The sequence below is a fragment of the Vibrio sp. 10N.247.311.13 genome, from assembly GCF_041467595.1.
Taxonomy (GTDB): domain Bacteria; phylum Pseudomonadota; class Gammaproteobacteria; order Enterobacterales; family Vibrionaceae; genus Vibrio; species Vibrio crassostreae_C.
Genome location: NZ_JBFSUX010000009.1, coordinates 48,729 through 67,947, shown reverse-complemented (window position 1 = coordinate 67,947; position 19,219 = coordinate 48,729). Strand labels below are relative to the sequence as shown.

Sequence of the window (19,219 nt, the reverse complement as noted above, 5' to 3'; positions counted from 1 at the left end):
ACGGCACAATTTTAAATTACTTTAACTCTTCTTCGCTAGAAATATCATAAGTTTTACTGATAGTTTGTGCTTGTTCTATCGCTATGTCGCCTTGCCAGCGTGAATGCACCATTGAAACCGCTAAAACATAGCGATCATTAGGAAGTTCTTCACCAGTAAGGTTCATTGGATAATCAGATTCATAGCTCTTGCCCCACACCTGCTCATAGTGTTCATCGACATAATCGTACAAACCAATTTCGAGTTTAGGAAGAGGACAATAAGGGTTCAGAAGTTCTTTTTTATCGATTCGCCAGGTGTCTTTTGAAGACCAGCGAACTTGCTGACGCATTGCAACTTCACCAAGGATAATCCAAGTACTCCAAGAATTTCCACCATCGCCTTTCACACTTAAACGATACAAACCCGATTCAAGTTGAGAGGCTAAATTGTAACGCTTGCGGTATAGACTCACCGATTCGTTGTTAACCACTTCACTGTCTTTGGTTAACTCACTGTCCGAAGAAACGATCTTATCGACCCACTTCTCGAAGGTAATGTCTTGAATGTTGTTTTCGGATTCAACATTAATCGATACACGAAAGGTATCTCGGCCAGGGCTTTGAATGATGTGTCTTTTAACGACGACTGAACTAATCCAATCTGGGAGTGTTTTTCTGGTGAGAGTTTTACCACAATCTTTGTTCAATGCTTGATCGAACAGTTCATTGAGGTGATCTTCTCGTGATTGAGACGAGTTGATTTGCCAAACTTCCACTAATGAGTCAAACATCTGAGGTAAATCATTATCTAGCAGATGTTTATGAACTTGAGTCAGAGCATCGCTGCTCTTAAACCAATCCGTTGCTTGCGCGGTATTCGCTACGCAAGAAAACATTAATAGTGGAAGTAAGGCTATTCTCATTACGCTTTCATCTTGTAACCAACGCCACGCAGCGTTTCAATTTCTAGACCCGGCAGTTTCTGTCTTAGTTGCAGAACGTGCGTGTCTACCGTACGTGTTGTTGGGAAATGGTTGTAACCCCATACATGGTCAAGCAGTTCATCACGTGTAAACACACGTCCAAGGTTACTTGCCAAGAACAGTAGAAGGTCAAATTCAGTGCGCGTTAACGTTACTTCCTGTTCATTGAAAAACACTTCACGTGTCGCTTTATCGATAACAAGATTCTGAGCGATAACTTTTGATGCATCTTGTTCTTCAGAATCTGGCAGGCGAAGTTGAGCACGAATTCGAGCAAATAGCTCAGCCTCTGCGAATGGCTTTGTTAAGTAGTCGTTTGCACCTGAATCTAGGCCCGCTACTTTGTCTTTTACTGTCACGAGAGCCGTCAGCAAAATAACTGGGATATCTTTCTTTTTCTTCCAACCTGGAAGTGAATCTACTGAGTCGCCATCAGGAAGTTGACGGTCTAGAATCACTAGATCCGCTTGTTCCCAGTAGCCTTCAACTTCAGAGATCAGTTCTGCATGCAAACATTCATATCCAGCTTGCTCAAGGCTAACTAATAAACCGTCAGCTAAATTTTTATCATCTTCAACGAGAAGCAATGTCTGTTTCACAAGGTATCTCCAAAATAAATGTTGTTGGGGGGCCGATAAGCGTCATGTGACCGCCCATTTTTCCAACCATAGATTCCACTATCGTCAGACCTAAACCGAGTCCACTCTTACTTACGAATGGCTTTCTTAGTTGCCCCCAATCTTTGCGAGACAAGTCTCCATTATCTATAACTTTGAATGTCAGCTTCTTGTCAGAAGTATTCAGTTCTAGAATTACTGGAGCCACACCGTATTTCACGGCATTTCTGATTAGGTTATCGATGCACGTTCCCAACCAATATACGTTCACTTTTGCAGCTATATCTTTGTTTACACGGAGTTCAATCCCCGGCGCAAAGTCTTCTTCAACTTTGTATTGGAGCCACTCTTCAACACTTGGCACCCACTCTGTTGCGAGCGGTTGATTATCTGATTGCAGGTAATCTTTACTTGCTTCCGCCAACTGTCTTAAACGGCGTGTATCTTCACACAGCCTACGGAACTCATCATATACCGATTCTGGTAAGTGTTCGAACTCACGCCTGAACCCTTCCACCGTCAATGACAAACTCGCAATCGGCGTTCTTAATTCGTGCGTTAGGATTTGAAGAACCAGCATGCGACTCTTCATCTCTTGTTTCTTGCTGTTCCAGCGGTAAATCGCCCAACCTAAGACAAGCATGATGTTGGCAATAACCAAGATAAACATGGCGACTTGCAGAAGCTCTGAATGATCTTCTATTTCCCAACACACATTACCACGCTGGACAAAACAGCTTTTACCTTCTGAAGACAAGCTAAACGATAACCCAGCAAGCGTGGCATTTTCGTTCCAGACTGATTTTTTATACAGGTAATATCTGTCGCCGCGTTTTACCCACATCTCATCAAGCTCAACAAACATACTGGCACCCGCTAACAGCGCGGTGATTGCTTCGCTATCCATTTGTTGCAAGCGAGACAGTAGTTCATCGTGTTCGGTGTTTGGTCGCTCTTGAATATGCATAAAGCGCTTCAGAGAGTCGAATTTTTCTGGGTACTTCTCAACGTATCGTGCCGCATAAGAACCGCCGCCAGGGTGAATCAAACCACTACGGCTAAACCAACGGTCAGAAAGCTTGGTGCCTTTACACATTGCACGAGTAAAAACTAAAGGCTCAGTAATCAAAGGGCTTAACGGCAGTTTACCACTACAGGTTTTTGATAACTGGTACAAGCGCTGAATGTCTTTTAACGGGTACTCTGCTGTTTGTGGCAGCATAGAAGACGGCATGATCAAACCTGTTGGATAATCAGCCTGTAGCACTCGAATATCGTAAGATTCGATTGCCGTTTCATGATCAAAGAGTTTGGTGAAATTATCGATACGCTCAGGTAAAGAGTCAGCAAATGCGTTTGCAGACACAGACAACGTAGCGATAAGAAGAGTAAATGTTCTTTTGATGATCACAAACCAACGCAAATTCATATAGATCAACCAAATATATACCATTCGCTATCAAAGATAAATTTTTAACCGCATGAGAAACATTGAGAATGGCGAGCTACAGAGATAAAGGCCAATATATTACGGCCACATTGTACATACGTACTAGTAGGCTGATTGGCAAGCCAAACCTCAATTGCGACAAGTTTTGCATCAGGCTTCGTCAACTTCGTATCAACTGAGATCACACATAGAGTCGCTTTCGTAAGATAAAAAAAGGAGCTCAAATGAGCTCCTTATCGAGTTGTTACATATTGTTTAGAGGTGATCTCTATAGGTGTTCTAAGATACTTAGACAACTCTTTTTAGCATCACCAAACGACATTGTTGATTTTTGATTGAAAATTAACCAGCTTCTTTTTCTAAGTAAGAGAAAACCTTCAAAGACATGCGTTCACCGTTAAGCTCGATAACATACTCTTCGTTGGTATCTACATTATAATAAAACTCTTTAAACTCACTTTTTTGAGCACCTTGTGGCCTGTACTCTTGAACAATTTTAAATTCATTGTGTTGAGTAGCGACAACACCCGCTATGCCGAGGCCATCGTCCCAGTGGCCATGATAAAAATCCATGGAGAAGTGTTGTGATGACCCGTCTTTCGCGTCAATGAACACACCTTCTGTTGGTTTGCCATCTAACCAAATATTCAAGCAGATTAGATAATCCTGCGTAGCTACCGACTTTAGGTTATTGTAATAGCCATTCTCCCACCAACCATCGTCTCTAACCAACCGAAATTCATCTTGCTTTGTATCGAATGCTTTACAATTGTAATCCACGTAATAATTACCTCGCGAAATACCTCCATAGAAAGACACTAGGTTAATGTCATTATCTGGATTTAGAACAAGGTCTATTATTTCAACCGCGTCTTCTTGAAATTCAAACTTAAAATAATGGTCGTCAGCAGCATATCGATTGTGAGAAACAATACTGTTGTTCAATATGATGGGATAGTCAGAATCTAAAATCACATCCTCGCTTTGACCATTAGCCCATATATAAGTTAAATAGTTGCTCGTCACTTCCGGAGTTTGCCCCTCATGCACAACAATATTATTGTTTTCGTCTACAGCAAAGGCATAAATTTGCTCCCCTTGAGATACATCATGCACTCTATCGAATACAAACACTCCAGAATCGGCATCTAGGCTGTATCGGCCTATGTAGGTTCTATAGCCTGCCTCATCACCTTCTAATTCTACACCACGGTAATAGATAGCATTATCGTAAGCAACTTGATTAGAGCTGTTAACACTAGCAAACTCATGAGCCAGCCATAGGGTTTGCAACTCTCCATCCCTAAGCATTGGATAAAGCTCACCCGTTAACTTGTCTTGGATAAATGCGTATCGACCAACGTACTTGACATCTTCATAGTCGATAGTCGCATTATCAATCTGAACTAATGAATATTTTTTATTGATATCAAAGACTCGAAGAATATCAGGCTCTACGATATCGCATTCATTGATACCATCCTCATCTACTTTACAAGATGGGTTTACAGGGATGCCAACACCTGTATCTGGGTTTATGTGTTCGTACTGGTTAATATCACCGCTTGAATAAGCGGTTCTTGTGTTGCCTTGAACTCGGTCGAATGTTTGATATCCAACTTTCGGTGGTGTTAGGTACTTTAGTGAATCGTTCTCACCATTCCCGTTACTATTGTCACCATCGCTACCGCCACATGCCACCACAGACAGAGATAGTAAACTAGCTATCATTTTCTTCATTTTCTAAGCATCCATACATCTAGATTGGGTTTACATAGATTGATGCTAATTTTGTTGGATTTCGATAACCTATAAACACATGGTTACAATTTAAAATACTAACTCTTGTTATTGTTGACCACCTCACCAAATGCGCTAACTGTTAGATAGAAAAAAGCCCCGCAATAGCGAGGCTTCACATCAGTAGGTCAGCGTACCCACTTATAAGTGCTCTAAAATCTTAGAGCAACTCGACTTAGCATCGCCAAACAGCATCTGCGTGTTCTCTTTGAAGAACAGTGGGTTTTGCACACCGGCGTAACCTGTGTTCATCGAACGCTTGAATACGATAACATTCTGAGCGTTCCAAACTTCAAGTACTGGCATACCAGCAATTGGGCTGTTTGGATCTTCAAGTGCTGCAGGGTTTACGGTGTCATTCGCACCAATTACTAATACAGTATCTGTCTCATCGAAGTCATCGTTGATTTCGTCCATTTCTAGAACGATATCGTAAGGCACTTTCGCTTCAGCAAGCAGTACGTTCATGTGACCCGGTAACCTACCAGCAACTGGGTGGATACCAAATCGAACATTAATGCCCTGCGCTCGTAGCTTCTCAGTGATTTCATGCACTGGGTATTGTGCTTGAGCTACTGCCATGCCGTATCCAGGAGTGATGATTACTGACTTAGAGTTTTTCAGCATATCAGCCACATCTTCAGCTGATGTTTCGCGGTGTTCACCTTGCTCTTCATCGCCATCAGACACAACCACTTCTTGGCCGAATCCACCAGCAATAACGCTGATGAAAGAGCGGTTCATCGCCTTACACATAATGTAAGACAGAATCGCACCCGACGAACCAACCAATGCACCAGTTACGATAAGCAGATCGTTTGCAAGCATGAAACCTGCCGCTGCTGCTGCCCAACCAGAGTACGAGTTCAGCATAGAGACAACTACTGGCATATCTGCACCGCCAATCGATGCCACTAGGTGGTAACCGAATGCGAATGCGATAAGTGTCATCACCATTAGTGCGAACATGCTGCCGTCTGCTTTTACGAACATGATCATCAGCAGTGTAGAAACTACGATAGCCGCTAGATTCCACTTGTGCTTATGAGGGATGTTCAATGCAGACGAAGAGATAACGCCACGAAGCTTACCAAACGCAACAATAGAACCCGTGAACGTCACCGCACCGATAAACACGCCAAGGAACACTTCCACTAGATGGATAACGTGCTCTGCATGAATATCTGCAGGGTTGATAGAAACAGCAGCAGGTGGATCGATGTAGCTGTTGTAACCTACAAGTACTGCAGCCATACCTACGAAGCTGTGCAGAATTGCAACCAGCTCTGGCATTTCAGTCATTTCTACTTTTCTTGCGTAGTGGATACCAATACCACCACCGATCACCATAGCAATGATGATCCACACAATACCAGCAGAGTGAGGGCCAAAGATCGTTGCGATCAACGCGATTGCCATACCCGTGATACCGTAATAGTTACCTGCACGCGCAGATTCCTGTTTCGATAACCCAGCCAAGCTCATAATAAAAAATACAGCAGCAACAATATAAGCTGCTTGTACTAATCCTTCAGACATCTGTTACTCCTTAGTCTTTACGGAACATTTCAAGCATACGTTTGGTCACGGTAAAGCCACCAAAGATATTGATACTTGCAATTAATACGGCAATAAATGATAAGAACGTGACGACGCCACTTCCTTGCCCGATCTGTAACAGTGCACCTACTACAATGATGCCTGAAATAGCGTTAGTCACGGACATCAAAGGCGTATGCAGAGAATGGCTTACATTCCAAACTACGTAATAACCCACCACACAAGCGAGAACAAAAACGGTAAAGTGAGATAAGAACGCAGCTGGAGCAACCGAAGCTACCCAAGCGAATGCACCAACAGCTACCGCCATACCCGCCGCTTTCTTAATCGGAGAAACAGGTTCTTCAACTTTAGGCTCTGGTTTGACCGCTTTTGGCTTAGTTTGTTGTGGTTGAGCTGAAACTTGAATTGGTGGAGCTGGCCAAGTGACCTCGCCCTCTTTAACGACAGTAACACCACGCAGAACAACATCTTCAAAGTCGATATTGATGTTGCCATCTTTCTCTTTGCAAAGCAGTTTCAAAAGGTTAACTAGGTTCGTTGCATACAGTTGAGATGATTGAGTCGGCAGTCGACCAACCATATCAGTGTAACCAACCACCTTCACGCCATTAGCCGTTGTAATGACTTGATCCGCAACCGTGTATTCACAGTTACCGCCATTGGCCGCCGCAAGGTCTACAATCACACTACCTGCACTCATGCTGTCTACCATCTCTTTGGTAATCAGCTTCGGAGCCGGGCGACCTGGAATCAGCGCCGTAGTAATGATGATATCAACGTCTTTTGCTTGAGCTGCATAAAGCTCTTCCGCTTTCTTATTGAATGCTTCAGACATCTCTTTTGCGTAGCCGTCACCAGCACTGGTGTCTTCCTTGAAATCCACTTCCAAGAATTCAGCGCCCATCGACTCAACTTGTTCTTTAACTTCAGGACGAACATCGAATGAACGAACGATCGCACCTAAGCTACCCGCAGCGCCGATTGCCGCTAGTCCAGCAACACCAGCACCTGCAACCAGTACTTTTGCTGGTGGAACTTTACCCGCAGCCGTAATCTGGCCCGTGAAGAATCGACCAAACTCATGCGCCGCTTCAACAACAGCACGATAACCCGCGATGTTTGCCATAGAACTCAATGCATCTAACGCCTGAGCTCTTGAAATTCGTGGTACAGAATCCATCGCCATCACGTTGATGTTACGACTGGACAATTGTTCCATTAACTCTGGATTTTGAGCAGGCCAAATAAAGCTGACCAATGTTGCGCCATCTTTAAGAAGATCGATTTCATTTTTAGACTCGTCAACGATCGGAGCGTTAACTTTAAAGATAATATCGGATTTCCAAGCTTCATCTGCGGTGACAACTTTTGCTCCAGCTTGTTCATAAGCTGCATCTTCAAAACTTGCTAACGCACCTGCTTGTGATTCAACACAAACTTCAAATCCTAATTTTAGAAGCTGTTCTACCGATTTCGGCGAAGCAGCGACTCGCGTTTCACCTGCGAGCGTTTCTCTTGGTACACCAATTTGCATAGCTATTCCTTGACTATTGGCACGAATGACTTATTCGTTTGTATCTAACGACAACTAATACTTCAAGCGTTTTGTTCAAAGAACAGGAAAAGTTATTACTTATAACGATTTGGACGGAATTTGAGCGCTTCATTCGGATAAATGACGACCGTCTCGAACCAAGAGGTCAAACCACTTGCAAATAATCCTTTTAATAACAACTCACTAGCTGTTCTTTATCCATAAAACTAAAAAGAGCTTTCAGCATATACACTGAAAGCTCTCTAAATTATGACCAACATCAATTCTAACCCTAATTGGTTAGCTAAATATATTGTCGCCCATTTGGTCGATGAACATCTGCGATTTTTTGAGCATCAATTCATCGGCATCTTGTTTGTTTGAAACAACATCTGAACGAATAAAACGGTGAGTTTTGATTTCACCATCGAATTCTTTCTCGATTCGCCCAGCAACACGGTATTGACCAGATTCTGCAATGGCATCTTGATAGATATTGAAACCCTTATATTCGACTGGCTCAATCTCTACTTTTTGTTCGGTTTTTTCTTTGCCACCAAATAATCTAGAAAAGAATCCCACGTTTTTTTACTCCTTAAATGACCGTATTCACCCTAAACTATCATGACTGTTTACGGTTCAACAACGGCTTTTCATACCATTGCAATTCTACGTCATCGTCAAAATTGTGTTGACTAAATATAACAGGCACATTGTCGTCACGTTCACGTCTTCGATCGTCAATAATCATACTTTCTGCATTTTTGACCGCGATCTCACTATTGCGTTTATAGAGCACCAATTTGTCTTCTGGCAATGCTGACAGAAAATCGATATCAAAACGAATATAGATAGGTTTTAGCTGGCCCAAAGCCAAGCACGCGAGATCGGCCAACTGTTCGTTGGTATAACTAGACACATATTCCTCGGTAGCCAATACATGACCGACCAGAGTTTCCATATAGTTATGTACATCAACACTAATTTGCATACCACACCTCCATTTGTAGCGGTTTTTCTAGTCGCAGTCGTTTCTAAAGTCACTTGAAACCATGCAATTCCTAATAGCTTTCTATAACTCAGTTATAGGTTTTACTGTCCATAGTTGAAACTTAGGCATTATTTAATCTTACTCTGACTTCATTACAGATCTTCGTCGCTTAATGAAAAGGTCACTCAATGATAACTGATCATCAAGCCCTTTAAGTGACAGCGCCAACGTAAGAGCAGCAGAGCAGATTTTGTTAAGTATCTATAACGACTAATTAATTTCTCATATATACTGTGTAGTTCGTTCTAAGGTTAATAGCAACTCAAAATACATATAAAAATGATTGCACCAATAGCGACCTATGACTATGTTTTTGCTCTAATTTAGGCAAAAAGCTTGGCAATCGCTTGTTTAACCGTATCCTACGCATAGTATTAAATAATAAGATCATCAATATAGTTAGGCTCACCACATAAATGGCATCATCTTTTGTAACGTCGAGCATGTTTCGATTTTGCTTCCCTTTAGTCCTGTTAACAATTTTGCTCGTTGGTATGGACAACGTCATTCTCGTGACGGACTCAAATTTAGGGTTTGCTAGCAACCTCCCTTACATTTTATTGAGCGTTGCGGTTCTGCTATGCCATACGTTCAGACAAGGTCGAATGGCGATGGTATCGGTGACCATGCTTGTCGCTTATCTGATCATCCAAGTTCGCTTACAAACGCCTCTCAATACTGGCACAACGCTATTAGAGCTCTCGTTACTTGCGGCATTAGTACCTGTCACTTGCTTACTTGTTTATGCCTTCCCTGATAACGGCGTAAACTCAAAGTCGATGCTGCTCTACGCCATCGTTCTTGTTCTGTTTATGGTGTGGGCACAATTGATCGTCTCTCACTTCCATGCCGGCGGTTTTGAATCATGGAGTGATGGTCTTCTGTTTATTGTCAGAGACTTCTCCAAACTGCCTTTTGTTTTAGTGTTATATAGCCTTTGTTTGCTTGGCCTTACTGCCATTCTCGTGTTGGTGTATAACCGCTCTATCGATGTTGTGGTTTATAGCGCTATCCTGCTTTCTTCTTGTACGTTCATCTTCTTCGACGTTCAGTACATCTCCAGCACCATGTTCTCGTTATCAGGCACGTTGATCATCGTCTATGTGATGTCTGCTAGTCATGATATGGCCTTTAACGACCAACTGACTAACATTCCCGGTCGACACGCCTTAGAAGTCGATATGAAGCACTTGGGGCGTAAGTATTCGATGGCGATGGTCGATATCGATCACTTTAAGCAATTTAACGATACCTACGGACATGACATTGGCGACGATGTGTTAAAACTGGTGGCGCGCATTCTGAGGGAAACCACAGGCGGCGCTAAAGCTTATCGCTATGGTGGAGAAGAGTTCACGATTATCTTCAAAGGCAAACATTCGGAACAAGTTAAAGAGCACCTTCAAGCTCTGATTTCCGAAGTTCAAAACTACGACATGACGATTCGGAATAGCCATGAGCGCCCCGACGATCATGAAGTGGGTATGAAAAAGCGTGGCAAGAACGGTAAACCATCGGAAGTGGTGAATGTGACGGTGAGTATTGGACTTTCCGATAGCACAACCACCAGACATCCTGAAGAGGTGTTGAAGCTTGCTGACCAAGCGCTGTATAAAGCGAAAGAAACCGGTCGAAACAAACTATGTATTGACCGTTAACAATGGTTGATAGCGAAAGATATTGAGTGCTAGAGATCTAAATAGCTTAAGACGTTAATAGCACTCTGCTCCAATAAATATCTCTTTCAAGTACAACAAGCCTCATTGATTTGAGGCCGTATAGCTCAACTGGAAAAAGAGAGCTTAATCTTGGTTGAAGAAGATAACCAAGCTGCCACCTTTTAAACTACTTCCGTAGTTAATCGTAAAACCTATTCCCACATTATCGACCCACTCATTAAACAGGTTTGGGTTAAGCAACCAGCCAACACTGCCCTCGTAGTAAGATGTGGTGCCCATAGAGGCCACAGTGTCACCACCAATATCAATTCGTCTTATACTCGAGTACATCGATGTGATGTTCTTATCCCAACGTACGAGATCATAGAAAACCTTGGCTTCATTGGCAATATACCACCCTTCTGGGTGGCCGACATTGCCATTGTTCGCCTCGCCCCAGCCGATGCCATTAAAGTAATGCCAACTGGTGCTCAATTTGTACTTTCCCCAGTCATTCTTATCTTCGTACATCAGCTTGATTTTAGGCTCGATGATGTAAGCCCAAGCATCAGTATTGAGATATACGCCATCCAGTTGGTCTTGAATAGGCTTTAGCAACGAAGCGCGATATTCATAATCATTGCGGTAGTAAGAGATGTGGTTACCGATTGCAGAGCTGAAGCTCCAATATTCGTCTAACTGGGACACATTCGCGAATTCGACGTAGCCAGACACTACCGACTCTTTTTGAAAATCATTTTTGTTTGCTGCCGCGTACTCGACATCGTTCTCGATTCGCAATGCAGACAAGCGTAGCGTCACCTCTTGGTGGTTGTCTTCGATGTAACTTGGTAATTCAAATGTGTAAGGCAAACTCAGGGAGGTGATGTTTTGGCGACGACTTACCGAATCATTCGAACCGATGTCTTCATTGTCCAAACTAAATACTTTATTGGGATCAAAGTTGTTGATGCCAAAAGTGAAAACATCGGTGTCGTTGAGCAATACACTGGTGGCAAAGCTCTGCTCTAGATCCTTTCGGAAAAGATCAGATAGCGAATTGGCATTAACAGTGGTCGCCAAAGCGGTAAAAAATAGAGGAACCGCAAGCGTCCAAGATGTGTTAGTCATAGAAAATGACTTCGAATATGGCATTTCTTTTATCACTTAAAGCACTTCCTAGCTCAAACGCTATTAGAAGTATAAATTCAAATATCTAAAAGAGCTCGCCAACTAACGAGCAAGCTCCAAAATGTTGCGTTGTACAAATGTATTTCTACCACTTTGCTTCGCTTGATAAAGCGCTTGATCGACCTTTTCGTAAATAGACGCAATAGATTCGCCACCTTCTGGCACAAATGACAACACACCTTGTGACGCTGTCACTCTATCCGATACCGTTGAGTGTTCATGAGCGTAGTTCATCTCATGCAATGCCTCTTTAACTCGAGTCGCGTGTACCTTAGCGCCTTCACTGTCTGTATCGCTAAGAATCAGAACAAACTCTTCACCGCCATAACGACCGACAAATTCTCCCGCACGCACAAACAGCTGTTTCAAGGTATTAGCAAGCCCTTGTAAGCACTTATCCCCTTGAATATGACCATAATTATCGTTGTAAGGCTTAAAGAAGTCTACATCTAGAAGTATGACTGTCATGGATATATTACGTCTTCCGTGCCACGCTATGCTCTCTTCAAGCTTAGTATCCATATATCGACGGTTATACAATTTGGTCAGGCCATCTTCGTTGGCTTGTTGCTGCAGAAGGATGTTCAGTTCTTCGAGTTTGGCTGTGCTTTGTTTTAGCTCTCGTCTCATGTGTGCGATACGTTGCATCGCAATCAACTTAGAATTTAAAACGACCTTGTTTACCGGTTTGATCAGGTAATCGTCGCCACCAGCGTCAATCGCTTTTGCGATCATCTCAGGCTCTTCGTGACCACTAAGAAAGATGATGGGAACCCATTCTGGGAATCGGCTTCGAACCTCATTAGCCACTTCGAAACCATCCATCTCAGGCATGCTGATATCAAGTAACACGAGTTCAGGATCAAAATCAGAATAAACACTCAGGGCTTCTTTTCCGCTACCGACAGCTTCTACAATATGACCCAGTTGCTTGAGTCGGATAGCAAGTTGCATCCTATCTAGTTGAACGTCATCAACCAGCAATATGCGCATCGAAGATCCCTTTTCTATCATCACATCACCTTTATCTAGTGTTGAATATTCAAAGTAGCTCAAATTTAGGCTTAAATCATGCCCTAATCTCTATATTATATTGACTTTTTTACAGATCTTTTTAGCATTGTTTCTTTTTAAAGAGAAATACTATGTCAGACGCTACAAACAACGAACAACAAGAAGTCGATTTAACCACCATCTCACCAGAACTTCGTCAAGTTATTGAATTTGATGGCGTGCCAAAAGAGATGCACTTTATGGTTACTTCTATTCACGAAGTGTCTGAAGAAGCAGTACGCGAAGCTTGGGACAGCCTTCCAGCAAGCGCACAAAATGTTTTAGACAACTTCGAGCAGTTCCACGCTCTAATCTCAGTTAGCCAAGCTTTCGCTGGTGTTAACGTGATGGAAGAGTTCCCTACTCTTAAACTTCCAGAAGACATGTCTGACGAAGAAAAAGAAGAGTACCGTGCTCAACTGCTAGACCAAGTTCTACACAACTGTGTAAAAGACATGGTTAAACAAATCAAGAAAGCTCGTCGTGATGCAATCTTGAAGCGTGATTTCAAAGAAGTTTTTACTAAGTAAGTCGCTAGTCGCCTAAACTAGGCTAAGCGCTAACAGTACTACTTAGAATTAAGCCGCATGTTTCTTTAAACACGCGGCTTTTTTATATCCGCTATTTTCTGTTCGTCGATCGTTACGTCTGTATGTTCTTGTTGCTAATGTTCATATGATTCGACAAATCATATGCTTTAACACTCATATAGTGTGGCGCAAAACTGGCAGTTATACCGTATAAAAATGACGCATGTATCCATTCATGGAATCAAGACCGAATTTTCAGAACCTATAACAGGCAGTATCGCGGCAATATCGAAAAACTGACCTTGTCAGGTTTAATGCGTTACCGCGATATCTCTTTGAGCAACACTCACACCTTTAATTTGAGCGTAAACACGCTGCCCGATTTCTAGATTCAACTCATCCAGCGCCCACAATGTAATGGTTGCCCATAGGTAGCATCCAGACTCTAACTCTAGCTCGACAGCGACACTCTGCTTATTTGTGCCCTGTTGGTGCGTCTCTACGCTTTTAATGGTGACAGGAAGGATGTTACGTATCGAAGTTCCTTTCGGCTGTTCTAGCGTGATAGAGACGTCATTTGCCCTAACTTGTAGCCTCACTGTCGTACCCAGCTCACTCGACACTTTCTGAACCCACAATGACGTCGACTTTCCTAACATCAAGCGAGACAACGCATAATCGTCATTGTGTTCCGCTAATGTCGCTTCAAACAACGAGCTTTGCTCTGAGAAAGATTGCCAAGGTTGCATAGCTCTCGATGCCCAAACTTCTTCCGTCACGCCCGATGAAATCACTTTACCTTGGTCAATAATCACAAGGTGATTTGCCAAGCGTAAAATTTCATTGAGGCTATGAGTGACATAAATGATCGGTATCTGGACGGTTTCGGATAAGTTTTCCAGAAATGGCATCACTTCGCGCTTACGAGGCAAGTCGAGAGACGCTAAAGGCTCATCCATCAACAGAATGCTCGGCTTTGACAACAATGCACGGCCAATCGCCACACGCTGCTTCTCACCGCCAGACAAACGAGCTGGATAGCGATCAAGCAATGAACCCAAGGACAACAATGAGACAATTTGCTCAAAGTGTGCTTTATCGACGCTTTTCATTCCGTATTTAAGGTTCGCTGCCACCTTCATGTGTGGAAACAATCGCGACTCTTGGAACACATAACCGACGTTGCGTTTGTGAGTCGGCAAATTAATGCCATTTTCACTATCGAACAGTGTCGTGCCAGATACGCTGATCAAACCTTTATCGGGCTGTTTAAGGCCACTGATCGCATTGATAAGTGAGGTTTTACCCGCGCCAGAACGACCAAAAATTGCCGTAATGCCACTACTTGGTAATTCCAAGTCGATATCAAAGAAGGTTTCGCCAAGTTGTTGCTGATATTGGAGGATCAAAGCACTCATGCATTGCCTCCTAAGCGTTGCGCCGACTTTTTGTTGAGCCACTCGGATAGCATCAATGAACCCAGCGCTATCACAATAGAAATAACACACAAACGCGCCGCTTCCATTTCCGCACCAGGGGTTTCAATAAAGGTATACATAGCCAAAGGAATGGTTTGTGTTTCACCGGGAATATTTGAAACGAAGCTGATGGTCGCGCCAAACTCCCCTAGGCTTCTTGCGAATGAAAGCATGGTGCCGGTAATGATCCCTGGGATCATCAAGGGTAAAGTGATCGTGAAAAACACACGAAGAGGTGAAGCGCCTAATGTGGCAGCCGCCTCTTCAAGCTTACTGTCTACGGTTTCTAGGCTCAATCTAATAGAGCGAACCATCAGCGGCAACGCCACAACCACACAAGCGAGTGCCGCGCCCTTCCAACTAAAGCTGAATACAATACCAAACACGTCATTGAGCCACGAACCTATGATGCCTTGCCTGCCCATCATCACTAGCAGTAAATAGCCAATAACCACAGGTGGAAGTACCAAAGGTAAATGGACAATGCTCTCTACAATGCTTTTGCCTACAAATTGTTTCTTAGCAAGTAACCATGCTAAACCAATGCCGATTGGGATAAGCCACAAGATGGCAAACCCAGCGACTTTTAAGCTCAGCATTAAGGCTTGGTATTCGTATTCCGATAAATACATCATTTAACGCACTTCAAATCCAAAACTGTTCAAGGTGTCTTTCGCTTTTTCGCTCTTTAGGAAAGTATAGAACTCTTCTGCAACGATTTTATCGCTCAACTTCGCTACAGGGTAACGTATTGGTGTGTGCAGATCTGATGGGAAGGTCGACACTAGGTTTACTTCTTTAGAAAGCAACGCATCCGTTTTGTAGACAATGCCAAGCTTAGCTTCACTGCGCTCGACTAAGGCTAAGGCCATACGAACATTGTTACTTGGTGCCAATCGAGTTTTCACATCGTCCCATACACCTAACGTTTCTAACGCTTCTTTTGCATAGATACCAGCAGGAACCGACATGGTGTTACCCACTGCAAGCCTTTCATTAGTAAGCAGTTTAGCCCATTGTTCACCTTTTGATAGGTCTAACGTTACCGATGTCTCTTTAGGAGCAATCAGCACCAGTTCGTTTTCACATAGGTTTGTGACATTGTCACTATAAACCAATCTACGATCGACTAAATGCGTCATCCATTTCTCATTTGCCGAGATAAAAATGTCTGCTGGTGCTCCTCTTTCGATTTGTCGCACCAAAGACGACGTACTCGCGTACACAGGAATCACATCGACAGAATGGTCTTTCTCAAACTCTTCAACCAACAGATTAACCGCATTGGTCATCGACGATGCAGCGTAAACTCGTAGCTTTTCCGCAGCAAAAAGATGACTAGAACTCAATGCCGAAGTTAAAGCCATGGTTAAAAGGAAGACTCGCTTTTTCATTGTTATCACTTATCTATTGTTCGTTTAAGTTCTTTAGCTAACTTCTAAATGGCGGCTTAAGCTGTTAACTCTGGCCAAAGCAGATCAAGATTTAAGTACTCTTCGATGGCATCAGCGATTCGATTAATACCCAGCTCTTTAAGCTGTTCGTGGTCAATCGCGGTCACATCGTTGGCTCCTGCCCATTCGCAAATAAGCGACAACGCATCACTGTTGTCGAATACGCCATGCAAGTAAGTACCAAAAATCGAGTTATCTTGATTCACAGCGCCATCTAGGCTGCCAGATTCTAACTGAACCGGTAAGGCTGTTTCTTTGACATCAGTCCTACCTACGTGGATTTCATACCCTTTTACTTGTGCTGTTTTGCCATCCAGCGTCATGGTGCCGCGTACGTTGGTTAAGGTTTTCTGCTGTGTAAGGGTCGTTTCAGTATCCAGATACCCTAACCCTTCGCTGCTGCCGGGTTCCCCTTCAACGCCATCAGGATCGTGGATGATGTTACCTAACATTTGGTAGCCACCGCAGATACCCATCACTTTGCCGCCTAAGCGCAGGTGGCGTTGAATATCTTTATCCCAGCCTTGTTCTTTTAGGTAATCCAAATCTGCTCTTACCGACTTTGTACCCGGCAAGATAATTAAATCAGCATTGTTTACACGTTCGCCTTTACCGACATAACGTAAATCAATCGAAGGATTCAATCTTAACGCGTCAAAGTCTGTATGGTTGCTGATTCGGGTTAGCACTGGCACCGCCACCTTAAGCTTAGCTTCTCCGTAAGACTCTTGAGCAGAGGTAATGGCATCTTCCGCTTCTAAGTTAAAACCATGCAGATATGGCAACACACCAATCACAGGCTTGCCGGTTTTTTCCTCTAGCCAATCTAGGCCAGATTGAAGCAGTGCGATATCGCCTCTAAAACGATTTATCACAAAGCCTTTTACACGAGCTTGTTCAGATTCAGACAATAGAGCTAATGTCCCGTAGAGATGCGCAAAAACGCCACCACGGTCAATATCAGCAACGATGATCACAGGGATGTCCGCTTTCTCAGCAAATCCCATGTTAGCGATATCATTTTCACGAAGATTGATTTCGGCTGGGCTCCCCGCACCTTCAATCATCACGCTTTCATATTCTTCAGAAAGTCGGTCAAACGAGTCGATAACTGTATCCATCGCCACTTTCTTGTAATCATGATAACCCGTCGCTTCCATGTTGCTCAGCGCTCGGCCTTGCAGAATCACTTGCGCGCCGGTATCTGAATTAGGCTTTAACAATACAGGGTTCATGTGAACGGTTGGCTCTATATTGCAAGCTTGCGCCTGAACCGCTTGAGCGCGACCAATTTCGCCACCATCTTTTGTCACAGCACTGTTCAACGCCATGTTTTGTGGCTTAAAAGGTGCCACTTTGATTCCTTTCCTTGCCAAAACACGGCATAAACCTGCCACCAAAACACTTTTTCCGGCATCTGACGTTGTCCCTTGAACCATAAGGGCACTTAATGGTGCTCGCATTTGTACTTAAATCCTTAATTTCTTAATTTCTTAATTTTCAATTTATAGCTGTGGGCAATATTTCTCTGCGACCATCTTAACGTCATTGCCGAGTAGATGCTCAATAAAATGAATGGAAAATGAATGTGTTACTCACTCTGGATTCAACCCCAGTGTTGTTTAATAGCTCCATCGAAACGAAGCTTGTGAACGATAACAGGCGCTTCAACAAAAAACGTACTAACGAAAAGAAACGTTTCAAATTCAGAAAAACGTTTCTACTAAAAACAACATTAAGGGATTCACCATGAAAAAAACTGTATTAGCTATCGCATCTACTATTATCCTTGCTCCTACTTTCGCAATGGCTAGTGACCACAACAGCAACAAGCACGAAAGCGCTATTGCTTATACTGGCCCAATTGAAACCGTTTCTGTTGCGACACTACTTGCCGACACAAGCATGTTCGCAGAGCAAGAAGCAATTGTGGATGGCAAGATCGTTCGTCAACTTAAGAATGACACGTTTGTCTTCTCTGATGGCCAGAGTGAAATTCAAATCGAACTTGATGATGATATCCGCCTAGCACAACCACTGACCGCTGATACAAAAGTTCGTATCTTCGGTGAATATGAAGGTGGTAAGACACCTGAAATCGAAGTGGACCACATCCAGGTTCTATAAGCGATTAATATAAAAATACCGACTTCAAATAATTGGCCTGCATATTGCAGGCTTTTTTGTATTATACTGCCGCAAAATACAATTTATATGGAGTCACCATGCTAGGTTGCACGAATAAGACTGTCCTTTTAGGACTCGCTGCACTGTGTTCATTCTCTGCGTCTGCAAACAACTTTAACTACAACACATTCGAGCTGCGCATGGGTACTAGCCCAAGTACTTTCGGTGGTGAAGTCACAACAATGTTCACTCAGAACTCTCATTTTGTTGCTCGTATCGATTCAGAATTTGAAAGTGATTGGGATGCAGCGGTAGGTATGGGATTCAACGGCCCAATCAGTCAATTTGCTGACGTTACTGGCCAAATGTTACTGCACAACATTGAACGGAATGACGATAACCACATCAAAACAGAAATTAACCTTGGCTTGAGAGCTTGGTTAATGGCAAACGTTGAAGTTAACGCACGCCTTGGTCAACTGATCGACAACGATGACACTCGTTCAATTTTGGGTATCGGTGCTCGTTTCCATTCAACTGATCAACTGTCTGTTGGTCTTGATATGCGCAATAACGGCACATATGGCCACCAAATCTTAATGTCGGCTCGATTCGGATTCTAATCTAGATTTCAATTACTGAGTAATAAATAGCTAAACGTATTACATAGAAAAGCCCCGAACATATTAATGTTCGGGGCTTTTTTGTTTGTTAGTTTCGCTGGCTTTTAGTCGTTCTCGACCTGAGCC

General features: G+C 43.1%; 18 protein-coding genes. 4 read left to right on the top strand and 14 right to left on the bottom strand.

Annotated elements, in window-relative coordinates:
- Positions 1-16: 16 nt before the first annotated feature.
- The 8 genes from AB6E52_RS06050 to AB6E52_RS06015 all read right to left on the bottom strand — a co-directional run bounded on the left by AB6E52_RS06050 (position 17) and on the right by AB6E52_RS06015 (position 8,919).
- Positions 17-904 (bottom strand): DUF2861 family protein, encoded by an 888-nt coding sequence (locus tag AB6E52_RS06050; RefSeq protein ID WP_102320802.1) that lies wholly within the window; start codon positions 902-904, stop codon positions 17-19.
- A complete protein-coding gene (vxrB, locus tag AB6E52_RS06045) occupies positions 904-1,563 on the bottom strand; it encodes a response regulator transcription factor VxrB (RefSeq protein ID WP_017060099.1) in 660 nt (219 codons plus the stop codon). Before vxrB ends, AB6E52_RS06050 begins: the two co-directional genes overlap by 1 nt.
- Positions 1,538-3,010 (bottom strand): sensor histidine kinase VxrA, encoded by a 1,473-nt coding sequence (gene vxrA, locus AB6E52_RS06040; protein WP_102320830.1) that lies wholly within the window; start codon positions 3,008-3,010, stop codon positions 1,538-1,540. The genes vxrB and vxrA overlap by 26 nt, the downstream gene beginning before the upstream one ends.
- Positions 3,011-3,373: 363 nt before the next feature.
- On the bottom strand, positions 3,374-4,771 hold the full coding sequence (locus AB6E52_RS06035; protein WP_017060101.1) for a hypothetical protein: 1,398 nt from the start codon (positions 4,769-4,771) through the stop codon (positions 3,374-3,376).
- A gap of 201 nt (positions 4,772-4,972) precedes the next feature.
- Positions 4,973-6,370, bottom strand: a complete 1,398-nt coding sequence (gene pntB, locus AB6E52_RS06030) for a Re/Si-specific NAD(P)(+) transhydrogenase subunit beta (protein WP_102320801.1) — start codon at positions 6,368-6,370, stop codon at positions 4,973-4,975.
- A 10-nt stretch (positions 6,371-6,380) separates the two neighbouring features.
- Entirely contained in the window at positions 6,381-7,928 is a 1,548-nt protein-coding gene (gene pntA, locus AB6E52_RS06025; protein ID WP_102320800.1) for a Re/Si-specific NAD(P)(+) transhydrogenase subunit alpha, read from the bottom strand.
- A 300-nt stretch (positions 7,929-8,228) separates the two neighbouring features.
- Entirely contained in the window at positions 8,229-8,510 is a 282-nt protein-coding gene (locus tag AB6E52_RS06020; protein ID WP_004731023.1) for an HlyU family transcriptional regulator, read from the bottom strand.
- Between the two features lie 40 nt (positions 8,511-8,550).
- Positions 8,551-8,919 (bottom strand): late competence development ComFB family protein, encoded by a 369-nt coding sequence (locus AB6E52_RS06015; protein ID WP_017060104.1) that lies wholly within the window; start codon positions 8,917-8,919, stop codon positions 8,551-8,553.
- Between the two features lie 476 nt (positions 8,920-9,395).
- On the opposite strand from AB6E52_RS06015, the gene AB6E52_RS06010 reads away from it, so the two are divergent.
- A complete protein-coding gene (locus AB6E52_RS06010) occupies positions 9,396-10,637 on the top strand; it encodes a GGDEF domain-containing protein (protein ID WP_032545705.1) in 1,242 nt (413 codons plus the stop codon).
- Between the two features lie 144 nt (positions 10,638-10,781).
- Here the strand turns inward: AB6E52_RS06010 and AB6E52_RS06005 are convergent, their stop codons facing one another.
- Complete coding sequence (locus AB6E52_RS06005; protein WP_102320799.1) at positions 10,782-11,792, bottom strand: Solitary outer membrane autotransporter beta-barrel domain; 1,011 nt, start codon at positions 11,790-11,792, stop codon at positions 10,782-10,784.
- Positions 11,793-11,870: 78 nt separating this feature from the next.
- Positions 11,871-12,842, bottom strand: a complete 972-nt coding sequence (locus tag AB6E52_RS06000) for a diguanylate cyclase (protein ID WP_198594325.1) — start codon at positions 12,840-12,842, stop codon at positions 11,871-11,873.
- A gap of 131 nt (positions 12,843-12,973) precedes the next feature.
- On the opposite strand from AB6E52_RS06000, the gene AB6E52_RS05995 reads away from it, so the two are divergent.
- Entirely contained in the window at positions 12,974-13,411 is a 438-nt protein-coding gene (locus AB6E52_RS05995) for a DUF3069 domain-containing protein (RefSeq protein WP_102320797.1), read from the top strand.
- Between the two features lie 311 nt (positions 13,412-13,722).
- Here AB6E52_RS05995 and modC read toward each other — a convergent pair whose 3' ends face one another.
- From modC to AB6E52_RS05975, 4 genes are read right to left on the bottom strand one after another with little or no spacing between them, the layout of a single operon-like run.
- Positions 13,723-14,829, bottom strand: coding sequence for a molybdenum ABC transporter ATP-binding protein ModC (gene modC / locus AB6E52_RS05990; protein WP_048613560.1), 1,107 nt, complete (start codon positions 14,827-14,829; stop codon positions 13,723-13,725).
- Positions 14,826-15,524 carry a molybdate ABC transporter permease subunit gene (gene modB / locus AB6E52_RS05985; protein WP_019822703.1) on the bottom strand — a complete coding sequence of 233 codons (699 nt, stop codon included), beginning with the start codon at positions 15,522-15,524 and terminating at the stop codon, positions 14,826-14,828. Before modB ends, modC begins: the two co-directional genes overlap by 4 nt.
- Positions 15,525-16,283, bottom strand: a complete 759-nt coding sequence (modA, locus tag AB6E52_RS05980) for a molybdate ABC transporter substrate-binding protein (RefSeq protein ID WP_102320796.1) — start codon at positions 16,281-16,283, stop codon at positions 15,525-15,527.
- A 56-nt stretch (positions 16,284-16,339) separates the two neighbouring features.
- A complete protein-coding gene (locus tag AB6E52_RS05975; protein WP_017069093.1) occupies positions 16,340-17,806 on the bottom strand; it encodes a cobyric acid synthase in 1,467 nt (488 codons plus the stop codon).
- A gap of 286 nt (positions 17,807-18,092) precedes the next feature.
- Here AB6E52_RS05975 and AB6E52_RS05970 point away from each other — a divergent pair, with 286 nt between their 5' ends.
- Together AB6E52_RS05970 and AB6E52_RS05965 are read left to right on the top strand one after the other, a co-directional pair.
- Entirely contained in the window at positions 18,093-18,470 is a 378-nt protein-coding gene (locus AB6E52_RS05970; protein ID WP_048608277.1) for a YgiW/YdeI family stress tolerance OB fold protein, read from the top strand.
- A 98-nt stretch (positions 18,471-18,568) separates the two neighbouring features.
- Positions 18,569-19,093 carry a hypothetical protein gene (locus AB6E52_RS05965; protein ID WP_017060115.1) on the top strand — a complete coding sequence of 175 codons (525 nt, stop codon included), beginning with the start codon at positions 18,569-18,571 and terminating at the stop codon, positions 19,091-19,093.
- Positions 19,094-19,219 lie beyond the last annotated feature (126 nt).